The sequence below is a fragment of the Mesoterricola silvestris genome, from assembly GCF_030295405.1.
Lineage (GTDB): Bacteria > Acidobacteriota > Holophagae > Holophagales > Holophagaceae > Mesoterricola > Mesoterricola silvestris.
In genome coordinates, this window is record NZ_AP027080.1 from 4349605 (window position 1) to 4370963 (window position 21359).

The 21359-nt window shown below is 70.2% G+C and carries 17 protein-coding genes; 7 read left to right on the plus strand and 10 right to left on the minus strand.

Going from position 1 to position 21359, the window contains the following annotated elements; genetic code table 11:
* Positions 1-32 precede the first annotated feature (32 nt).
* Together R2J76_RS18630 and R2J76_RS18635 are read right to left on the minus strand one after the other, a co-directional pair.
* Positions 33-3056 carry an efflux RND transporter permease subunit gene (locus R2J76_RS18630; protein ID WP_316413161.1) on the minus strand — a complete coding sequence of 1008 codons (3024 nt, stop codon included), beginning with the start codon at positions 3054-3056 and terminating at the stop codon, positions 33-35.
* Between the two features lie 10 nt (positions 3057-3066).
* A complete protein-coding gene (locus tag R2J76_RS18635) occupies positions 3067-4215 on the minus strand; it encodes an efflux RND transporter periplasmic adaptor subunit (protein WP_316413162.1) in 1149 nt (382 codons plus the stop codon).
* A gap of 242 nt (positions 4216-4457) precedes the next feature.
* Between R2J76_RS18635 and ilvB the strand changes: the two genes are divergently transcribed.
* The 5 genes from ilvB to R2J76_RS18660 are packed head-to-tail and all read left to right on the plus strand — an operon-like array spanning position 4458 to position 10913.
* Positions 4458-6191, plus strand: a complete 1734-nt coding sequence (ilvB, locus tag R2J76_RS18640; RefSeq protein WP_316413163.1) for a biosynthetic-type acetolactate synthase large subunit — start codon at positions 4458-4460, stop codon at positions 6189-6191.
* A gap of 8 nt (positions 6192-6199) precedes the next feature.
* Positions 6200-6715, plus strand: a complete 516-nt coding sequence (gene ilvN / locus R2J76_RS18645; RefSeq protein ID WP_316413164.1) for an acetolactate synthase small subunit — start codon at positions 6200-6202, stop codon at positions 6713-6715.
* Positions 6716-6726: 11 nt separating this feature from the next.
* Positions 6727-7752: a ketol-acid reductoisomerase gene (gene ilvC / locus R2J76_RS18650; protein ID WP_316413165.1), complete on the plus strand. Its 1026-nt coding sequence runs from the start codon at positions 6727-6729 to the stop codon at positions 7750-7752.
* 30 nt (positions 7753-7782) lie between these two features.
* A complete protein-coding gene (locus tag R2J76_RS18655) occupies positions 7783-8676 on the plus strand; it encodes a LysR family transcriptional regulator (RefSeq protein ID WP_316413166.1) in 894 nt (297 codons plus the stop codon).
* A 53-nt stretch (positions 8677-8729) separates the two neighbouring features.
* On the plus strand, positions 8730-10913 hold the full coding sequence (locus R2J76_RS18660; protein ID WP_316413167.1) for a carbohydrate binding family 9 domain-containing protein: 2184 nt from the start codon (positions 8730-8732) through the stop codon (positions 10911-10913).
* Here the strand turns inward: R2J76_RS18660 and R2J76_RS18665 are convergent.
* The 6 genes from R2J76_RS18665 to R2J76_RS18690 all read right to left on the minus strand — a co-directional run bounded on the left by R2J76_RS18665 (position 10891) and on the right by R2J76_RS18690 (position 17266).
* Entirely contained in the window at positions 10891-11622 is a 732-nt protein-coding gene (locus tag R2J76_RS18665) for a class I SAM-dependent methyltransferase (RefSeq protein ID WP_316413168.1), read from the minus strand. The two genes, R2J76_RS18660 and R2J76_RS18665, sit on opposite strands and share 23 nt — an antisense overlap.
* 7 nt (positions 11623-11629) lie before the next feature.
* Positions 11630-12217, minus strand: coding sequence for a 3-isopropylmalate dehydratase small subunit (gene leuD / locus R2J76_RS18670; RefSeq protein ID WP_316413169.1), 588 nt, complete (start codon positions 12215-12217; stop codon positions 11630-11632).
* Positions 12218-12224: 7 nt separating this feature from the next.
* A complete protein-coding gene (leuC, locus tag R2J76_RS18675) occupies positions 12225-13631 on the minus strand; it encodes a 3-isopropylmalate dehydratase large subunit (protein WP_316413170.1) in 1407 nt (468 codons plus the stop codon).
* Positions 13628-14707 carry a 3-isopropylmalate dehydrogenase gene (leuB, locus tag R2J76_RS18680; RefSeq protein WP_316413171.1) on the minus strand — a complete coding sequence of 360 codons (1080 nt, stop codon included), beginning with the start codon at positions 14705-14707 and terminating at the stop codon, positions 13628-13630. The genes leuC and leuB overlap by 4 nt, the downstream gene beginning before the upstream one ends.
* A 13-nt stretch (positions 14708-14720) precedes the next feature.
* Positions 14721-16265, minus strand: a complete 1545-nt coding sequence (locus R2J76_RS18685) for a 2-isopropylmalate synthase (RefSeq protein ID WP_316413172.1) — start codon at positions 16263-16265, stop codon at positions 14721-14723.
* A 92-nt stretch (positions 16266-16357) separates the two neighbouring features.
* Positions 16358-17266: a DUF7544 domain-containing protein gene (locus R2J76_RS18690; protein WP_316413173.1), complete on the minus strand. Its 909-nt coding sequence runs from the start codon at positions 17264-17266 to the stop codon at positions 16358-16360.
* A gap of 99 nt (positions 17267-17365) precedes the next feature.
* Between R2J76_RS18690 and R2J76_RS18695 the strand changes: the two genes are divergently transcribed.
* Both R2J76_RS18695 and R2J76_RS18700 read left to right on the plus strand, forming a co-directional pair.
* On the plus strand, positions 17366-17920 hold the full coding sequence (locus R2J76_RS18695) for a plasmid pRiA4b ORF-3 family protein (RefSeq protein WP_316413174.1): 555 nt from the start codon (positions 17366-17368) through the stop codon (positions 17918-17920).
* Positions 17921-18032: 112 nt separating this feature from the next.
* A complete protein-coding gene (locus R2J76_RS18700; RefSeq protein WP_316413175.1) occupies positions 18033-19202 on the plus strand; it encodes a phospholipase D-like domain-containing protein in 1170 nt (389 codons plus the stop codon).
* Positions 19203-19214: 12 nt separating this feature from the next.
* Here the strand turns inward: R2J76_RS18700 and R2J76_RS18705 are convergent, their stop codons facing one another.
* Entirely contained in the window at positions 19215-19694 is a 480-nt protein-coding gene (locus tag R2J76_RS18705; RefSeq protein ID WP_316413176.1) for a DinB family protein, read from the minus strand.
* Between the two features lie 25 nt (positions 19695-19719).
* Positions 19720-21315: a methyl-accepting chemotaxis protein gene (locus tag R2J76_RS18710; RefSeq protein ID WP_316413177.1), complete on the minus strand. Its 1596-nt coding sequence runs from the start codon at positions 21313-21315 to the stop codon at positions 19720-19722.
* Positions 21316-21359: the final 44 nt, after the last annotated feature.

Genomic DNA, 21359 nt, shown 5'->3' on the forward strand with positions numbered 1-21359 from the left:
CACCGACATTATCCGGCCAAAGCCCTGGATTGCTACCCTTCAGAACGCCGCCGGGAGGCGAAGAGGTTGTAGAAGGCCGGCACCACGAAGAGCGTGAAGACCGTCCCGATGGAGAGGCCCGTGAAGATCACCAGGCCCATGGCCCGCCGCCCCGCGGCCCCGGCGCCCCCGGCGATGACCAGGGGGAACACCCCCAGCACCATGGCGGCGGTGGTCATGAGGATGGGGCGCAGCCGGATGGCGGAGGCCTCGGCGATGGCCTCCAGGCGCGAGCGGCCCGAGGCCTGAAGTTCGTTGGCGAACTGCACGATGAGGATGCCGTGCTTGCTGATCAGGCCCATGAGGGTCACCAGGCCCACCTGGGTGTAGATGTTCAGGGAGGCCAGGCCCAGGTTGATGAAGATCAGGGCCCCGAAGAGCGCCATGGGCACGGACACCAGGATGATCAGCGGGTCCCTCAGGCTGTTGAACTGGGCGGCCAGGGCCAGGAAGACGATGATGACCGCGAAGCCCAGGGTGATGACGAAGCCCCCCGCCTCCTGCATGTACTGCCGGGAAACGCCGGAGTAGTCGGCCTGGTACCCGGAGGGGGCGCTGTCCCGCAGGGCCTTCCGGAAGAAGTCCAGCACCTGCTCCTGGGAGAAGTTGGGGCCGTAGACGCCCGAGATGGTGGCCGAATTGAGCTGCTGGAAGCGCCGGATCGCCTGGGGCGCCACGGAGTCCTTGAGGGTGGCCACGGTGGACGCGGGGAAGAGGGCGCCGTCCCCGGTGCGCAGGTGGAAATCCAGCACCTGGTCCGAATTGAGGCGGTCCACCTGGAGCACCTGGGGGATGACCCGGTAGGACCGCCCGCCGATGGCGAAGTAGTTGACGTAGTTCCCGCCCAGGGCGTCGGTGAGGGCGCCGCCCACGTCCTGCTGGGTGAGGCCCAGGGAGGTCACCATGTCCCGGTTCAGCACCACGGTGCTCTGGGGCTTGTCGATCTTGAGGTCCGTGTCCACGAAGTAGAACATTCCGCTGGCCCGGGCCTTGTTCAGGACGGCCTTGGAGACCTCGTCCAGGCGCTCGAAGGGCTCGGTGGTCTTGATGACGAACTGCACCGGCAGGCCCGAGGCCCCGGGCAGGGAGGGCGGCTGGAAGGTGGCCACCTGCGCCCCCGCGATGCCCGCGCAGTCCCCCTGGAAGGCCTGCTGCACCGTCTCGCCGGACCGGCTCCGCTGGTCCCAGGGCTTGAGGATGAGCCCCGCGAAGGCGCTGCCGGCGTTGGTGAACTGGAACATGGCCTGGTATTCCGGATAGGCCTTGGCCGAACCGTACACCTGGTCGGCATAGGTCTGCATCTGCTGCACGGTGGAATTGGGGGGCCCGGTGATGCTGGCCAGGATGAAGCCCTGGTCCTCCTGGGGGGCCAGCTCGGACTTGGAGGTGACGAAGAGGAAGCCCGTGGCCAGCAGGATCAGGACGCCCATGACCGCCGGGACGGCGGAGGTGGCCAGGACGCTGCGCAGGAGCCGCAGGTAGTGCCCGTGGAACCACTCGAACTGCCCGTCGATGAACCTCACGAACCGGTTGCTGTCCTGCCCGGCCCGGAAGAACTTGGCGCACATCATGGGTGACAAGGTCAGGGCCACCACCGCGGACACGGCCACGGCCCCGGCCAGGGTGAAGGCGAACTCCGTGAAGAGGCTCCCCGTGAGGCCGCCCTGGAAGCCGATGGGGACGTACACCGCCACCAGCACCACCGTCATGGCCAGGATGGGCCCGCCCAGCTCCCGCGCCGCGAGGATGGCGGCCTCCAGGGGGCTCTTGCCTTCCCGCATGTGGCGGTCGGCGTTCTCCACCACGATGATGGCGTCGTCCACCACCAGGCCGATGCCCAGCACCAGGGCCAGGAGGGTGAGCAGGTTGATGGTGTACCCCAGGGCCAGCATCACCGCGAAGGTGCCCACCAGGGAGAGCGGCATGGCGATGACCGGCACGGCCACCGCCCGGAAGGTGCCCAGGAAGAGGAAGATGACCACCGTGACGATGAGCAGGGCCTCCACCAGCGTCTTGATCACCTCCTCGATGGAGGTGTTGATGAAGTGGGTGGCGTCGTAGACGATCTGCCCGGTGAGCCCCGCGGGCAGCTGGGACTGGATCTCCGGGAAGGCTTCCCGCACGCGCTTGGCCACCTCCAGGATATTGGCCTCGGGGGCCACCTTGATGCCCAGGAAGACCGATTGGCGCCCGTCGAAGGAGACGTTGAAGGAGTAGTCGTCGGCCCCGAGGTTGACGGTGGCCACGTCCTCCAGGCGCACGATGGCGCCTCCGCTCTGGCGCACGGCGAGCTTGCGGAACTCCTCCACCGTGTGCAGGTCGGTGGCGGCCAGCAGGTCCACGGTGACCATCTGGCCCTTGGTGCTGCCCAGGGCCGATAGGACGTTGTTGTTCTGGATGGCCTTGCTCACGTCCGTGGCGGTCACGCCGTGGGCGGCCATGCGCACCGGGTCCAGCCAGGCCCGCAGCGCGAAGTTGCGGGCGCCCAGGATCTCCGCGGTCTGGACGCCGGGGATGGAATCGAGCCGGGGCTTCACCACCCGGGACAGGTAGTCGGTGATGTTGTTGGTGGGCAGGACCTCGCTGTAGAAGCCCATGTACATGGCGTCGGTGTTGTCGCTCATCTGCACCGTGATCACCGGCTGCTGGGCGGCGGGGGGCAGCTGGTTCTTCACGGCGTTCACCTGGGTGGTGATCTCCGTGAGGGCCTTGTTGGCGCTGTAGTTCAGGCGCAGGGTGGCCACGATGGTGGAGTTGCCGTTGACGCTGGTGGAGGACAGGTAGTCGATGCCCTGGGCCTGGGCGATGCTGGATTCCAGGGGCTGGGTGATGAAGCCGCCCACCGTGCCGGAGTCGGCGCCGTAGTAGGAGGTGCTCACCGTCACCACGGCGTGCTCGGTCTTGGGGTACTGGTTGACGGGAAGGTTGAAGATGGAACGCAGCCCCAGCACGAGGATGAGCGCGCTCACCACCGTGGCCACGACGGGCTTGCGGATGAACAGGTCGGTGAAGTTCATGCGCGCGGCCTCACTTTTCCTGGGGGGCCGGGCTGGGGTCGCTGGCGGGCTTGACCCGGTTGTCCACCTTCAGGGGCGTGCCGTTTCGCAGCTTCATGCCCCCGCTGGTCACCACCAGGGCCCCCGGTTCCAGGCCCTTGAGGATGGCCACCTGGTCGCCCCGGGTGGGGCCCGTGGTGACGAAGGCCTGCTGGGCGTGGAGCCCGCCCTGGCCCTGGACCGCCAGGAAGATGATGGAGCCGTAGGGGTTGTAGGTCACCGCCGTCTGGGGCAGCGTGAGGTAGGAGGCCGGGGCCCCCTCCTCCAGGGTGAGGCTCGCGAACATGCCCGGCACGAGCACCTGGCCCGGATTGGCGAAGGTGGCCTCCACCTGGACATTGCGGGTGCCGCCGTCCACCTTGGGGTTCACGGTGGTCACGCGGCCCGTGAAGGTGCGCCCCGGGAAGGCGTCCAGGGCCAGGTCAACCTTCTGGCCGGGCTTGACCCGGCCCATGTCCCGCTGGGGCAGGGCGAAGTCCACGAACACCTGGTCCAGCTGCTGGAGCGAGACCACGGGCGTTCCGGGCGTCACGTAGGCGCCCGGGCTGGTGGAGATGATCCCCACCCGCCCCGGGAAGGGCGCGGTGAGGCGCTTCTTGGCGGCGGCGGCCTTCAGGGCCTGGGCCGAGGCCTCCTTGGCCTTGAGATCGGCCTCGATGCCGTCGTAGTCGGCCTGGCTGATGATGCGGGACTGCATCTGTTCCTTGGCGCGGCGGAAGGTGACCTTGGCCAGGTCGGCGGCGGCCTGCAGGGCGCGGTACTGGGCCTGTTCGGCCTCGTCGTTGAGGGTGACCAGCAGCTGGCCTTCGCGGGCGGTGGCGCCCGCGGCGGCCTCCACCTTCACCACGACGCCGGGCACCTCGAAGGCGAGATCCGCGCCGCGGATGGCGCGCACCGTCCCCACGGCGCTGAGGGCCGGCTGCCACCGCTCCATCCGGGCCTGGTCGGTGGTCACGGTCTGCGGGGGCTCCTGGCCGCCCTGAAGGCTGCGCCCGATCATGACGTTCTTGAAGAGGTTGAAGCCCACCAGCAACCCGAGCAGGAGGCCCAGGGCCAGGAGCATGACCACCATCCTCCTGCGCGTGCTGGGTGGGGCATCCATCGGGGTATCGGTCGCCATGGAACGTCTCCTGGTGGGAAAGAACAGGCCGGACCGGTCGGTCTTCCGGCGGATGCCCATTGTAGGTGATTCAATCGGTCGGATAAACGGATATAACTTCTCATTCTGCAGGAAATAATTTTCAATTCATGGGGACGCGGGGGCCGGGGGCCGCCCCTGGCCCAGCCAATAGGTCTATTTCAATTCCGAAACTACCCAGTTATTCATTGGGGGTCGGGCCGGGTCTCGTCTATTCCTGGACGATGGAACAGCCTCCCCAGATCCCCGAGACCGCATCCCCCTCCGCCAGGGTGGAGCTCACCGGCGCGAAGATCATCTGGGAGTGCCTTGAGCGCGAAGGCGTGGAGGTCGTCTTCGGCTACCCCGGGGGCACCATCCTCCCCACCTACGACGCCATGGTGGACGCCAGGGTCCGGCACGTCCTGGCCCGCCACGAGCAGGGCGCGACCCACATGGCCGACGGCTACTCCCGGGCCTCGGGACGCACCGGCGTGGTGATCGCCACCTCGGGCCCGGGCGCCACGAACCTGGTGACGGGGCTGGCCACGGCCATGATGGATTCGGTGCCCCTGGTGGCCATCACCGGCCAGGTGTCGGGGCCCCTGCTGGGCACGGACGCCTTCCAGGAGGTGGACGTCACCGGCGTGACGATCCCCATCACCAAGCACAACTACCTGGTGCGCGACCCCCGGGACATCGCCCCCGCCCTGCGCGAGGCCTTCGCCCTGGCGCGCTCGGGCCGGCCCGGCCCGGTGCTGGTGGACATCACCAAGGACGCCCAGACCCGCAGCGCCGAATTCGACTGGGAGGCCGCGGCCCCCACCCGCCACCTGCGCCACGTGCCGCCGCCGGTTCCCGCGGAGCTGCTGGCCAAGGCCGTGGCCATGATGCGCGGAAGCCGCAGGCCCCTCATCCTCGCGGGCCACGGCATCACCCTCAGCGGCGCCCACCGCGCCCTGGTGGACTTCGCCGAGAAGGCCGGGATCCCCGTGGCCGCCACCCTCCTGGGCCTGGACGCCTTCCCCCCGGGGCATCCCCTGTTCCTGGGCTTCATGGGCATGCACGGCTCCCCCTGGACCAACCTCGCCATCCAGGAGGCGGACCTCCTCATCGCCCTGGGCATGCGCTTCGACGACCGGGTCACGGGGGACCCCACCACCTTCGCGCCCCACGCCCGGAAGATCCACGTGGAGATCGACGCCACCGAGGTGGGCAAGAACATCCCCGTGGACCTGGCCCTGCTGGGCGACCTCAAGGCCGTCCTGGACGCCCTGGTGCCCCAGGCCCCCGCCCTGGAGACCGGCCCGTGGCTGGAGACCCTGGACGGCATGAAGACCCTGTTCGACTCGCCCCAGTGGCCCCGGGTGCGCAAGGGCGAGGGCATGAGCCCCGTGGACGTGCTAAAGGAACTGCAGGTCCAGGCCCCGGGCGCCGTGATGGTCTCGGACGTGGGCCAGCACCAGATGTGGGAGGCCCAGGTCATGCGCCACCAGCGGCCGCGGACCCTGCTCACCTCCGGGGGCCTGGGCACCATGGGCTTCGCCCTGCCGGCGGCCATCGGCGCCAAGATCGCCTGCCCCGACGCCGAGGTGTGGGTGGTGGCGGGCGACGGCGGCATCCAGATGAACTCCCAGGAGCTCATGACCCTCGCCCAGGAGGGCCTGAAGATCGGCATCGCGGTGCTCAACAACTTCAACCTGGGCATGGTGCGCCAGTGGCAGACCCACTTCTACGGCGACCGCCGGTCGGCGTCGACCCTCACCATCAGCCCCGACTTCCCCATGCTGGCGCGGGCCTACGGCCTTCGCGGCGCCCTGGCGCGCACCCCGGAGGAGGCCGCCGCGGCCATCCGGGAGGCCCGGGAGAGCCCCGTCTCCACCCTCATCGAATTCCAGGTGGACCCCGAGGCCAGCGTCTACCCCCTCATCCCCCCTGGCGCGCGCATCCAGGACATGATCCACGAACCCCCGAGCTAGGAGGACCCATGCTGAGGATCTTCATCGCCATCACCGACAACGAGCCCGGGGTCCTGGACCGCCTGGCCTCCACCTTCCGCCGGCGGGGCTTCAATATCCACAGCCTCACCGTCAGCCCCACCCTGGACCCGGCGGTGAGCCGCTTCACCCTCGTCACGGACCTGGACGACAAGGCCGCCCGGGCCGCCAAGAACTTCCTGGAGCGCCTGGTGAACATCCACGGCGTGGAGGACGTCACCGGCGCCACCCCCCTGCTGCGCGACACCGTCCTCCTGCGGGTGGCGTCCACCGCGGCCACCCAGGCCGGGCTCTTCCAGATCGCCAACCTCTTCCAGGCCGAGATCCTGGACGTGGGCACCGAGAGCATGGTCCTGGCCAGTTCCGGGAGCCCTGAGCGCATCGAGGCCTTCATGACGTCCCTGCGCCCCTACGGCCTGCTGGAAATGGGCCGCACCGGCGCCGTGGCCATGCAGCGCTGCGCCCTCCAGGCCGCAACCCCCCTCGAGACCGCCGTCTCCTTCTGAAAGGACCCCCCATGGCCAAGCTCCACTACGACAGCGACGCCGATCTCGGCCTCATCCAGGGCAGGCGCATCGCCGTCCTGGGCTACGGATCCCAGGGCCACGCCCACGCCCAGAACCTCCGGGACAGCGGGGCCCTGGTGCGCATCGGCCTGCCCGCGGGCTCCCGGAGCCGCGCCAAGGCCCAGGGGGACGGGTTCGAGGTGCCCGAGCCCGCGGAGGCCTGCGCCTGGGCCGAGGTGATCATGGTGCTCACCCCCGACACGGGCCAGGCCGCCCTCTACGAGCAGTGCGTGGCGCCCCACCTCACCCCCGGCAAGACCCTCATGTTCGCCCACGGCTTCAATATCCGCTACGGCCTCATCCAGCCCCCCGCGGGGGTGGACGTGAGCATGATCGCCCCCAAGGGCCCCGGCCACCGGGTGCGGGAGGTGTTCGTGGAGGGGGGCGGCGTGCCGGCCCTGGTGGCCGTGCACCAGGACGCCTCGGGCACGGCCAAGGCCTTCGCCCTGGCCTACGCCAAGGGCCTGGGCGCCACCCGCGCCGGGGTGCTGGACACCACCTTCACGGAGGAGACGGAGACCGACCTCTTCGGGGAGAAGGCCGTGCTCTGCGGCGGCGTCTCCGCCCTGGTGAAGGCCGGCTTCAAGACCCTGGTGGACGCGGGCTACCAGCCCGAGATCGCCTACTTCGAGTGCTTCCATGAGCTCAAGCTCATCGTGGACCTGATGTACCGGGGCGGGCTCACCTACATGCGCCATTCCATCAGCGACACCGCGGAGTACGGCGACTACACCGGCGGCCCCCGCATCATCAACGACGCCTCCCGGGAGGAGATGAAGAAGATCCTGAAGGAGATCCAGGACGGCTCCTACGCCGAGGGCTGGATCAAGGAGAACCGCACCGGCCGCGCCTGGTTCGAGGCCCAGCGCGCCGCGGAGAAGGAGGAGCCCATCGAGAAGGTGGGCCGGGACCTGCGCAAGGCCATGCCCTTCCTGGACCCGGTGGATATGCTCGCTCCCTCGGAGGCAAAGGTATAACCTTTCCCGAAGGGGAGGGCGACGATACCGATGGACTTTCCGGAACTGGAAGTGCTGATCAGCCTGGCCCAGGAGGGGAGCTTCTCCCGGGCCGCCGAACGCCTGAACCGCTCCCAGCCCGCGGTGAGCCAGGCCCTGCGCCGCCTGGAGGACGAACTGGACACCCCCCTCCTGGACCGGTCCAGCCGCAAGGTCACCCTCACCGCCTCGGGTTCGGCGCTGCTGGACTATGCCCTGCGCATGGCCCAGCTGCGCCAGGACGCCTTCCACACCCTGGAGAACCTCCGCCACTTCAAGCGGGGGGTCCTGCGCCTGGCGGCCAACGAAAGCGTCAGCGGCTACGTGCTCCCCCCCCTGGTGCGGGCCTTCCGCCGGGCCTACCAGTCCATCAAGATCGAGGTGGCCCACTGCCCCTCCTCCGGGATCCCCGCCCTGCTCATGGACCAGGACGTGGACTTCGGCTTCCTGTCCTACGCCCCCGTGCACAAGGACCTCACCACCCGGCTCCTCTTCCGGGACGAGCTGGCCCTGGTGCTGTTCCCCACCCACCCCCTGGCCTCCCACCGCATGGTGGACCTGGAACAGCTGGGCCGGGAGAGCTTCATCGCCCACCACGCCCAGACCCCCACCCGCACCCACCTGCTGGAATTCTTCGCCCGGGAGCGGGTGCCCCTGAAGATCGTGATGGAGCTGTCCAACCTCGAGACCATCAAGGATTTCGTCAAGGCCGGGGAGGGCATCGCCCTCATCCCCCGCATGTGCGTGAAGCGGGAGCTGGAAACCGGGGAACTGGTGTCGCCCCCGGTGAAGGGCATGGCCATCGGGCGGGATGTGCGCCTGGTGTACCGCACCTCCCGGTCCCATTCCATCGCCGGCCGGGCCTTTCTGGACCTGGTGGGTCGGGAATTCCCGGAAGCCAAATAAACGAAGGGTCATGTGGGGCGTAACCCACCCAATTCCGTTGGATTGGAACCTTCGTGAACCTTCTGCTCCGCCTGCTCTTGTGCGCCGCCTGCACCCTCCCGGCCCCGGGGGCCCAGCCGGAGCTGCATCCCGTCCGGCTGGACCATGGACCGGTCCTCACCGGGGATCTCTCCGATCCCGCCTGGGCGGTGGCACGGCTGCCAACGGGGACCTTCGAGACCTACAACCCCATGCGCGGCACCCCCATGCCCCAGGAGACGGAGGTCTACCTGGCCTACGACGCCCAGGCCATCTACGTGGGCTTCCGCTGCCACGACACCGAGCCGGACCGCATCAAGGCCAGCCTCAGCAAGCGGGACGATCTCTGGAACGACGACTGGGTCGGGTTCTCCCTGGACACCTTCGGAACGGGCCACAACGCCCTGCACCTCTTCGTGAACCCCCTGGGCATCCAGGCCGACGCCCTGGATTCCGTGAACGGGAGCGAGGACCCCGCCCCGGACTGGGTCTGGGAATCCAAGGCCCGGCGCCAACCCGATGGCTACACCGTGGAGATCCGCCTGCCCCTCAAGAGCATCCGCTACCAGAGCGGCCGGGACGTGCGCATGGGGGTGCTCTTCTGGCGCCGCATCAGCCGCCTGGGCCTGAGCGGATCCTGGCCGGCCATGGCCCCGGGACAGTGGGTGTACCAGACCCACGCCGCCCTGCGCTTCCCGAGCCTGGATTCGCCCCTGCGCCTGGAGGTCCTCCCCGCCCTCACCCGCAGCCATTCCGAGCAGCAGACCCGGCCCGGGCAGTGGGACCGGAAGGACGCCACCAACCTGGGCATCGGGGTGAAGGCGGGCCTCACCTCCTCGGTGACGGCGGACGTCACCTGGAAGCCCGACTTCAGCCAGGTGGAATCCGACGCCTTCCAGTCCGAGGTGAACCTGCGCTACCCCGTCTTCTATTCGGAGAAGCGCCCCTTCTTCATGGAGTCCATGGGGATCTTCAGCCTGGCCGCGGCGGGCAACAACGACGCGAACATGCAGGTCCCGGTGCACACCCGGCGCATCGTGGATCCCCTGTGGGGCGCCAAGGTCACGGGCGACACGGGCCCGGTCTCCTTCGGGGTGCTGGCCGCGGGGGACCGGGCTCCGGGGGCGGCCTGGGAAGGGGAAACGAACCCCGACCTGGGGCGCCGGGCCGTGTTCACCATCGGGCGGGCCCTCTACGGCTTCGGCCGGGGCTCGTACGTGGGCGGCATCTACACCGGCCGGGAATTCGCGGGCACCTTCAACCGGGTCGGCGGCGCGGACTTCTCCTGGCTGGTGGCAGAACGCCACACCTTCGCGGGCAACCTGCTCCAGACCTGGTCCACGGACCCCGGCACCCGCGCCCCGAAGCAGGGCGAGGGGCACCTTTTCTCCTACAGCTACAGCACCCGGCCCCTGGACGTCACGGTGACCACGGAGCACTACGGGCCCGATTTCCGCATGGACACCGCCTTCTACAACCGGGTGGGCATCGACCAGGAGACGGCCTACCTGGGCCCCAACTACTACCCCAAATGGGCCTGGGCCCCCTGGATCCTCAAGGTCAACCCCTTCGTCTACACCATCATCACCCGGGACAACGTCTCGGGCCTCACGGACCACCTCTACCTGGCCGCGCTGCGGCTGAACACGGCCCGGGCCGGCACCCTGCGGCTGGACCTCCAGCGCTGGCGGGAGGGCTGGATGGGGCGCTACTTCCACAAGACCGTCTACCGGCTCCAGGGCAGCGTCCAGGCCGTGTCCTGGCTGAACGTGGGCGGAAGCCTGCGCCTCTCCGACGACATCTGGTACGCCTCGCCCACGCCCTACCAGGGCCGCACGGCCACCGCCAGCCTCGACACGGTCCTGCAGCCCACGGACGAGGTGCGGATGACGGTCAACCTCTACCGCACGCGCATGACGGATCCCGGCACCGGGGCGAAGGTCTACGACGTGCGCACCGCCAACACCCAGCTCACCTACCAGTTCAACAAGTCCTTCTTCCTGCGCGCCACCGCCCGCACCGACACCTTCCGCCAGCGCCTCCTCACGGACTACCTGGCCTCCTTCACGCTGGTGCCCGGGACGGTGCTCTTCCTGGGCTACGGGGAGGTGCGGGACAAGGCGCAGTGGCAGGTGGACCACTGGCAGCCCGGGGGACCGCGCTACGAGACCCTGAACCGGGGCCTGTTCTTCAAGCTCAGCTACCTTTGGCAGAGCTGAGGACCCAGCCCGCCGAGGTCTCCTGGAAGGGCGCCCCCGCCTCGTCGGCGCAGGGCGGATCCGGGAGGAGCCCGGCCTCCCGCAGGAGCCGCGCGGCGGCCTCCGGGCGCATGCGCCGGTGGCGCACGAGGCTCTCCACCGGTTCCCCCCCCGCAGGGGTGAACCGGGTGGCGAAGGTCGCCAGGGTATCCGACACGACGGTGCGCCGGCGCTCCAGGACCCCGGCTGCGGTGCGCAGCACGGGCAGGTCCCGGGTCCCTTCCGACGCGTCGTGGACCGCCTGGATCACCAGGCGCCCCCCGGGCTCAAGGATGGCGTGGACCTGCCGGAAGAAGGCCAGCCACTCCGCCTCCTCCAGGAGGTGCGGCAGGGTCTGCCCGAGACAGGTGACGAGCCGGAAGCGCGCGGGGCCCACGGCCCGGGCCACCTCCAGCATGCCGGCCCCGTGCCACGCGGCGTCCACCCCCGCGTCCCGGGCCTTGGCCCGGGCCACGTCCAGGAAGGCCGGCTCCAGGTCGAGGCCGTGGGCGAGGCGGCCCCGGGAGGCCAGGGCGCGCACGAGGCTCCCCGTGGCGCAGCCCACGTCCAGGGTCCGGGAACCCTCCGGGGCGAGGCGCAGGGCCAGGTCCACCCGGGGCTGGCGCAGAGGGAAGAGCTCCTCCCAGGAGGAAGCCAGCAGGGCCCAGGGGGAAAGATCGGCGTCGCTCATGGCACCACTATAGCCAGGCGCACTCCCGTTTTCTCCGGGCCTCGAAGGCCTCGATTGCGGGCAGGCGACGGAGCGTCGTCTCGATCTCGTCCAGGCCCTCCAGCAGGGCGCTCCGGCCCCAGGGCTCGCAGGTGAAGGGATGGACCGCCCCCCCCTGGGCGAGGGTGAGGGCCTCCAGGTCCACCGTGATGGGCTCGGAACTGGCGGCCAGGGCCCCCAGGACGGCCGGGTCCACCACGGCGGGGAGCAGGCCGTTCTTGAAGGCGTTGGTGCGGAAGATGTCCGCGAAGGAGGGGGCCAGGATGGCCCGGAAACCGAAATCCAGGAGGGCCCAGGGCGCGTGCTCGCGGCTGGAGCCGCAGCCGAAATTGGCGCCGCCCAGCAGGATGGAGGCGCCCCGCCCCGGTTCCCGGTTCAGGACGAAGTCCGGATCCTCGGAGCCGTCCTCCCGGTAGCGCAGATCGTGGAAGAGGTGCCGGCCCAGGCCGCTCCTCAGGATCGTCGTGAGGAACTGCTTGGGGATGATCAGGTCGGTGTCGATGTTCTCGCGGATGAAGGCGGCGGCGACCCCGGAGTGGCGGATGAAGGGCGTCATGGCTGCCTCACAGGAAATCGCGCACGTCGGCCAGGCGCCCCCGCACGGCGGCGGCGGCGGCCATGGCGGGGGAGACCAGGTGGGTGCGCCCCAGCCGGCCCTGGCGGCCTTCGAAGTTGCGGTTGCTGGTGCTCGCGCACCGCTGGCCGGGCTGGAGCCGGTCGTCGTTCATGGCCAGGCACATGGAGCACCCCGGCTCCCGCCATTCGCAGCCGGCCTCCCGGAAGACCCGATCCAGGCCCTCCCGCTCGGCCTGGGCCTTCACGAGCCCGCTGCCGGGCACCACCAGCACCTGCACGTCCGGGGCCACCCTGCGGCCCCGGAGGATCCCGGCGGCCTCCCGCAGATCGGAGAGGCGCCCGTTGGTGCAGGAGCCGATGAACACCACGTCCACGGCCAGGTCCGTGAGGGCCTGCCCGGGCCGGATGCCCATGTACTCCAGGGAGCGCTCCGCGCGCCGTTCCTTCTCCTCCGTGGGGGCCTCGCCCGGCTTCGGGGCCCGGCCCGTGATGCCCGCCACCTGTTCGGGGCTGGTGCCCCAGGTGACCTGGGGTTCCAGGTCCGCCACGTCCAGCACGTGCTCCCGGTCGAAGGCGGCCCCGGGATCCGAGGGGAGGGCGCGCCACCGGCGCAGGGCCTCCTCCCGCAGGGCCCCGGCCGGGGCCATGGGCCGGCCCTCCAGGTAGGCGAAGGTGGTCTCGTCCGGGGCCACCAGCCCGGTGCGGGCGCCGGCCTCGATGGCCATGTTGCACAGCGTCATGCGCCCTTCCATGCCCAGGGCCCGCACCGCCTCCCCGGCGAATTCCAGGGCGGACCCGGTGCCCCCGGCCATGCCGATGTCGCCGATGATGCGGAGGATGAGGTCCTTGGCCCCCGTGCCCCGGGGCAGGGCGCCCCGCACGAGGATGCGGAAGTTCCGGGCCCGCTTCTGCACGAGGGTCTGGGTGGCCAGGACGTGCTCCACCTCGCTGGTGCCGATGCCGAAGGCCAGGGCCCCGAAGGCCCCGTGGGTGCTGGTGTGGCTGTCCCCGCACACCACGGTGCTCCCGGGCAGGGTGAAGCCCTGCTCGGGGCCGATGATGTGCACGATGCCCTGGCGCGGGTCCAGGAGCGGGATGTAGGGGATGGGGCACGCGGCCATGTTGGCCTCCAGCGTCTCCACCTGGAGGCGGCTGGTGGGGTCCTGGATGCCGGCGAGGCCCGAGGCCCGGTCCCGGGTGGGGATGTTGTGGTCGGCCACGGCCAGGGCCGCCCCGGGCCGGCGCACGGCGCGGCCCGCCAGGCGCAGCCCCTCGAAGGCCTGGGGGCTGGTGACCTCGTGCACCAGGTGGCGGTCGATGTAGAGCAGGGCGGTGCCGTCGCCCAGGTCCTCCACCACGTGGCTTTCCCAGAGCTTGTCGTAGAGCGTCTTCATGCGGGGGTCCCCAGGAGGAGGTTGCCGACGTTCACGCGCACCAGGTCCGCCAGGCCCCGGGTGCTCACGTGGTTGCGCCCGCACTTGAGGTCCGGCGTGCCGTAGCCCGCGTCCAGGGTGCGGCCCACCGCCGCCTCCAGGGCCGCGGCCTCGGCCTCCAGGCCCAGGCTGTGGCGCAGGAGCATGGCGGCGCTGAGGATGGCGCCCAGGGGGTTGGCCACGCCCCGGCCCTTGATGTCCGGGGCGGAGCCGTGGACGGGTTCGTAGAGGCCCACCTTCCCGCCCAGGCTGGCGCTGGGGAGCATGCCCAGGCTGCCGGTGAGCACCGAGGCCTCGTCGCTGAGGATGTCCCCGAAGAGGTTGTCCGTGACCACCACGTCGAAGGAGGTGGGCCGGGTGACGATGGCCATGGCGCAGGAATCCACGTACTGGTGCTCCAGGGCCACCTCGGGGTAGCCCTGGGCCACCTCCTTCACCACCGACCGCCACAGGAGGCTGGATTCCAGGACGTTGGCCTTGTCCACGCTGGTGACCTTGCGCCGCCGGCCCATGGCCAGCTCGAAGGCCACCCGGGCGATGCGCTCCACCTCGAAGCGGGAGTAGGCGAGCGTATTGGTGCCGGTGTCCTCCGTGAGGCTCCGGGGCTCGCCGAAGTAGAGGCCCCCGGCCAGCTCGCGCACGATGACCAGGTCGGTGCCGCGGACCACCTCGGGCCGCAGGGGCGACGCGTTCACCAGGGCCGGGTGCAGGAAGGCGGGCCGGATGTTGGCGAAGGCCCCCAGTCCCTTGCGCAGGGCCAGCAGGCCCTTCTCGGGCTTCTGGTGCGCGGGCAGGGCGTCGTGCTTGGGGTCGCCCACGGCCCCCAGGAACACCGCGTCCGAGGCCAGGCACCCCTCCAGGGTCGCGTCCGGCAGGGGCGTGCCGCAGGCGTCGATGGCCGCGCTGCCGATGGGCAGTTCCAGGAACTGGAAGGCATGCCCGGCCAGGGAGGCCACCTGCTCCAGGCAGGCCCTGGCCTCCCGGGCCACTTCGGGACCGATCCCGTCCCCGGGCAGAACTGCGATTCGGGCGCGCATGGACGACTCCTGGTCAGGCGTGGGTGCTGGTCATGGATTCCCGGCACGAGCGGGCCAGGAGGACCTTGTTGATGGCGTCCAGGTAGGCCTGGGCGCTGCCGTGGACGATGTCCGTGCTGGCCGCCCTTCCCGTGAAGACCCCCTCCGGGAAGCGCACCCGCACGTGCACCTCGCCCTGGGCGTCGGCGCCGCCGGTGACCGAGTGGAGGCGGAAGTCCTGGATCTCCCCCTGGAGCCCCGTGATGCGGTTGATGGCCTCGCACACGGCGTTCACGGGGCCGTCCCCGGAGGCGGTCTCGGTGGTCTCGCCGCCGGCGCATTCCAGGGTCACCAGGGCCGTGGCGATGGAGTGGGTGCCTGAATTGGCCTGCACCGCCACCAGGCGGCAGGTCTGGGGATCCTCGGTGATGCCGTCGTACAGGAGCGCGATGAGGTCCTCGTCGAAGATCTCCCGCTTGTGGTCGGCCAGGTCCGTGAAGAGCTTGTAGACCCCCTCCAGGGTGCCCTTCTCCAGGGGGTAGCCCAGCTCCTCGTATCGCTGGGCCAGGGCGTGGCGGCCGCTGTGCTTGCCCAGCACGAGGCTGCTGGTCTTCACCCCCACGCTCTCGGGGGTCATGATCTCGTAGGTCATGGGGTTGGCCAGCATGCCGTGCTGGTGGATGCCCGATTCGTGGGCGAAGGCGTTCCGGCCCACGATGGCCTTGTTGGGCTGCACCTGCACGCCGGTGATGTTGGAGAGGACCTGGCTGGTGCGGAACAGCTCCGGGGTTACGATCCCGGTCTCGTAGGGGAAGTGCTCCCCCCGCACCCGCAGCGCCATGACCACCTCCTCCAGGGAGGCGTTGCCGGCGCGCTCGCCGATGCCGTTGACGGTGCATTCCACCTGACGGGCCCCGGCCTCCAGGGCGGCCAGGGTGTTGGCCACGGCCAGGCCCAGGTCGTTGTGGCAGTGGACGCTGATGACGGCCCGCTCCAGGGCGGGGACCCGCTCCCGCAGGGCCAGGATCAGGTTCCGGTACTCCTCCGGGAAGGTGTAGCCCACGGTGTCCGGGATGTTGACGACGGTGGCCCCCTCCTCCAGGGCGATGGCCACCACGTCCGCCAGGAAGGCCAGGTCGCTGCGGGTGGCGTCCTCGGCGCTGAACTCCACGTCGCCGCAGAGGCCCGCGGCGCGGCGGACCCCTTCCCGGGTCATGGCCAGGACCTCGGCCCGGGTCTTCTGGAGCTTGTGCGTCATGTGCAGGTCGGAGGTGGAGACGAAGGTGTGGATGCGGGGGCGGGCGGCCTCCTTCAGGGCGGCCCAGGCCCGGTCGATGTCCAGGGGCAGGGCCCGGCACAGGGCGGCGATGACCGGGCCCTTGACCCTGCGGGCCACGAGGCTCACGGCGGCGAAGTCCTCCTCGCTGGCCACGGGGAACCCGGCCTCGATGACGTCCACCTTGAGGGCCGCGAGCTGGAGGGCCATGCGGAGCTTCTCCTGGGGCTGCATGCTGCAGCCGGGGCTCTGCTCCCCGTCCCGCAGGGTGGTGTCGAAGATGGCGATGGGTTGGCGTTTCATGGGACCTTCCGGTCTAGGAAAATTCCATTACGCGTCCCGGCCCCCCCCTCCGTCCATGAGTATTCGGATTCCTTGGGTTCCAATAAACCATTTCAATGCTGGGAACCGTCCCTCAGCAGCACCCAGGCCTCCCCGCACTGGCCCATGAAGGCCAGGGAATAGGCCCGGAAGAACACCGCCACCGGCAGGAACACCACGGAGCTCACGTAGGGCAGCCCCGCCAGGCAGCAGGTGAAGCAGGTCCCCAGGATGATGAGGGTCGCCGCCGCCAGGGAAAGGAGCCACTTCAGCAGGTAGAAGAGCAGGAAGCTCCCGCCGTTGCCCGGGACCAGCTCGTTCCACCACACCCCGAAGCCCCCGGCCACGGTGGTCCCCCTCAGGTACATCACCGGCACCACGAAATCCCGCAGCACCTGGCCCACCAGCACGACCACCAGCCCCAGGGGGAGGATGATGCCGGCCGCGGCCAGGATGCCCTTGAGGGCCTGGATCCCGAAGTGCAGGTCGGCGATGTCGGGCTCCGCGATGCGCCAGCCCGCGAACAGCCCCAGGGCCAGCACGGCGATGCCCGCGATCTGGAGCGCCAGCAGGAACAGGAAGACCCGGTTGCCGTGCTCCCGGAAGCGGTTCCAGGGCTCGGCGACGCGCCCCCGGCCGCTGACGACGTTGTCCAGGAACATGAACTGGCCCCGGGCCCCCAGCCACGACACCAGCATCAGGAAGGCCAGGGCCAGGACCCCCAGGGACACCACCAGCCCCGGGTGGCCCAGGACCCACAGGCGCGCCACCCCCAGGGCCTCCAGGGGGGAGGTGGGGCTTCCCGCGGAGCCCAGCCCCCGGAAGGGCCTGCCGGACCGGAAATTCAGGCTCCCGCCGCCCATGAGGGCGGCCAGGAAGGAGGTGAAGCCGATGGTGCACCACTTCCCCAGATCGAAGGGGCTGAACAGCGACTTGCGGGTCCAATCGAAGGACCGCTGGATGGGGTCGGTGGCCGAAATCATCGGGTGCCTCGCGTTTCTGGAATTCCGTTGGCCAATTGTGACAGAACCCCGGGAAGGATCTAGAATCGGGGGCCGCCATTCCTCACCCCGGGGGTTCCCATGCACCTCAAGGATCCAAGGGACGCGTTCCAGCTCAAGATCCTCCTGGCCGACACCCGGCCTCCCGTGTGGCGCCGGCTCCAGGTACCGGCCTCCCTCAGCCTGGCCCGGCTGCACCGGGCCATCCAGGCCGCCTTCGGGTGGGAGGACGACCACGGGCACGTCTTCCGCATCCGGGGCGGCGAATACGGGCGCAGCGGCTCCGAGGACGCCTTCGACCTCCGGGGCGAGCGGGTCTCCCTGGCGGGCCTGGGCGTCGAGGCCGGGGACGCCTTCCACTACGAATACGATTTCGAGGATGCCTGGTCCCACCTGGTGACGGTGGAGGCGCGCCTGCTCCTGGAGGCTCCCCTGGGGGGCCCCATCTGCCTGGGCGGACGCCGGGCCTGCCCCCCCGAAGGCTCCGGGGGTCCCTTCGCCTTCCAGGCCTCCCTGGCCGCGGCCCAGGACCCCAGCCATCCGGAGCATGGCCAGGCCAGGGCCTGCTTTCCCCGGGGCTGGAAGGCCGAGGCCTTCGATCTCAGGGCGGCACAGAGGGCCCTGGGGGACATCTAGGTAAGCATGCGTGTGCCGGACCTTCGCCCCGGTTCGTTGGCCACCCTCCCGGGAGAGATTCAACCATTCCCGGGGGAATCCGCTCAAACTGGGTATACCACCGTGAGGTCCCATGCATCTTCGACGCCCCATCGTTTCAGCCCTGCTCGCCCTGGCCCTGCTTCCGGCCCGGGCCGCAGGCCTCACCCAGCTCATCCAGTCCATCCCCCGGGAGACCCCCCTGGCCCACCCGGACCTGGCCTTCGCCAAGGACGCCTGGATCCAGGTCATCCGGGGTGCGAAGAGCCGCCTGGACTTCGCGGAGTTCTACATCGCCCAGGAGCCCGGCGGGGCCCTGGAGGAGGTGCTCCAGGAGCTGGAGCGCGCCGGGGCCCGGGGCGTGAAGATCCGGTTCATCCTTTCCGCGGGGCGCATGCTGGAGCAGGACCCGGCCTCGGTGGCGCGGCTGCGCAGGGTGAAGAACCTCGAACTGCGGACCTTCGACCTCAAGGGCATTTCCACCGGCATCCTCCACGCCAAGTACTTCCTCGCCGACGGCAGGGAGGGCGTCCTGGGCAGCCAGAACTTCGACTGGCGCGCCCTGGAGCACATCCACGAACTGGGCATCCGCACCACCGATCCCGCCCTGGTGGACCGCCTCCAGGAGGTCTTCGAAGTGGACTGGCGCTTCGCGGGCGACAAGAGCCTGCCCCCCGCCGCCAGGCCCGTCCCCGCCCCCCTGGGACCGGCGGAACTGGTGGCGAGCCCCCCCTTCCTCTCCCCCGGCACCGTCCGCCCCGCCCTGGACGCCCTGGTCCAGCTCCTGGGGGAGGCCCGTTCCAGCATCCGCGTCCAGCTCCTCACCTACTCCCCCGTGGCCCGCAACCGCTACTGGCCCGCCCTGGACACCGCCCTGCGGGCCGCGGCCGTGCGCGGGGTGAAGGTGGACCTGCTGGTCTCGGACTGGGTCTTCAAGAGCCGCGGCCTGGACCACCTCAAGTCCCTGGCCCTGATCCCCAACATCGACGTGCGCATCGCCTCCATCCCCGAGGCGTCCACGGGGCACATCCCCTTCTCCCGCACCATCCACAGCAAGTACGTGGTCATCGACGGCGCCGTGCTGTGGGTGGGCACCAGCAACTGGGAGGAGGACTACTTCCAGGCCTCCCGCAACGTCGAGGCCATCCTTCGCCAGCCGGACCTGGCCCGGCAGGGCGGGGAGATCTACGAGAAGCTCTGGACCAGCCCGTACGTCAGGAAGCTGGAACCCATGAAGGCCTATGCGCCCAGGAAGGTCGACTGAACCCCCGCGGGTTCAGATCGCCCCGGGCTTTCCCGCCAGGCGCCTGAAGATACCCAATTGCCCCAGGTGGTAGGCCTCGTGCCACGCCAGGAAGCCCACGAGCCCGGCCACGTCCGTGGTGCCGTCGGGCAGGGTGCGCCCCACCGGCTTGGCCAGGGTCTCCCGGGTCACGCCCTCCCAGGCCGCGGCCATGGCGGCCTGGGCGGCGTGGAACGCGGCGGCCACGGCCCCGATGTCCAGGTCGGCGGGGAGGTCCCGGGGCGAGGTGCCCCGGAGGAAGAGGGCCTCCCAGGGGGCGGTCTCCACGGGGAGGCCCAGGGCCGCGGCCACGCGGTTCCGGTAGGTGGCGAGGTGGCCCACCAACCAGCGCGGATCGTGGCCGGAGGCGTCGCGCACGGCCCAGTCGGCCTCCGTGAAGTCCCCCACCAGCCGGGTGAGGAAGGCATCCCCCACGGCGTAACACCGGGCGGCGGTCGCGATCTCGGGCAGCATGGGCACCTCCAGGGAAGAACGGGATTCAGGCTAACCGGAATTTGCCCGTGAGCCGATGGAGATCCCCGGCCTGGCGGGCCAGGTCGTCGATGGTGCGGGAGGTCTCGTGGAGGCTGGAGGCCAGCTCCACCGTGGCCGAGGCGTTCTGCTCGGTGAGCTGGGCCGTGGTGCTGACGGCCTCCACCACCTCGTTGCAGGCCAGGGTCTGCTCCTCCACCGAGGAGGCCACCCGGGCCGCCCCCGTGGACAGGCTCCGGATATTGGCCTCCATGGCCACGAGGATCTCCCGCACGGCGGCGGTGGAGACGGCGCCGTCCTTGACCCGGTCGGTGCTTTCCTGGATGAGCTGGCTGATCTCCTTGGCCGCGGCGGCGCTGCGCTCGGCCAGCTTGCGGATCTCCTCGGCCACCACCGCGAAGCCCTTGCCCTGGGCCCCGGCCTTGGCGGCCTCGATGGCGGCGTTCAGGGAGAGCAGGTTGGTCTGCCGGGCGATGTCGGCGATGACGGAGGTGATGCGGCCCACCTTCGCGGAGCTCTCCTCGATGGCCTCCATGGCCTGGGAGGAGCCCTTGGCGCAGTCCAGGCCCCGGGCGCTCATGGCCAGGGACTCCTGGGAGAACCGGTCGGTCTCGTGCACCGTGCCGCGCACTTCGGTGATGCTGCTGGCCACGTCGTTGAGGGCCGAGGTGGAGCGGTCCATGGCCGCGCGCTGGTGTTCGGCGCCCTTGCTGATCTCCTCGGTCGCGCCGTTGAGCTGCTCCGTGGTGGCGGACAGTTCCGTGGAACCGCTGGCGACCCGCTCGGCGATGCCGGCGAGGGTGGCGATGTCCGCGCGCAGGCCGCGGGCGAGGCCGTCGAGGCTTTCGGCGATCTCGGCGAATTCGTCCCGGGTCTCCACCCGGGTCGAACGGGTGAGGTCGCCTCCCCCCACCGCCACCAGCGAGGTGCGGATCTCCTGCACGGCCGTGCCCACCTGCCGCCCGACGATCACGGTCATGGCGATTCCCGCGAGGATGGCCACCAGGGTTCCCGCCAGGAGGTAGAGCTGCATGCGGCCGGCGAAGCCCGACGTATGGCCGATGTCCTCCCGGGTGCGCGCGTCGATCGCCGCGAGGGTCTTCTCGAAGCCCTCCCGCCCCAGGCGCTGGTCCTGGACATTGGCCTCCATGAGGGCGGGGTCGGGCTTGGCCGCGGCCTTGGCGCGGGCCAGTGCCCCGGGGAATCCGGCGTCGTACTTCCGGATGGAGGCGAGGCCCTGGGTCACCAGCGCCTTCTCGTCCGGGCTCCAGTCCACGGTCTCCAGGGCGGCCAGCTTGACCCGGGCCTTCTCCTCCAGCTCCTTGAGGCGCTGGCCCCGCTTGGCCTGGTAGGCCTCGTCGTGGGCCGCGGCGATGAGGGACACGTGGACGGTGCGGATGGTGTTCACGTCGTTGAGGGCGCTGGAGAGCATCTTGGCCTTGTCCAGGTCCGCCCCGGACACCGAAAGGCGGGTCACCACCCGGTTGATGGTGAGGCCCCCGGTGAGGGCCACGGCCGCGAGAAGCAGCACCTGCCCCGCGAAGAGCACCGCGAATTTCCCGCGGATCCTTAGGCGACCGAAGATTCGCATGATGATGCCCATGGGGGCCTCCATGAATGAATAGTTCGAAGGGGAAGAGGATACCT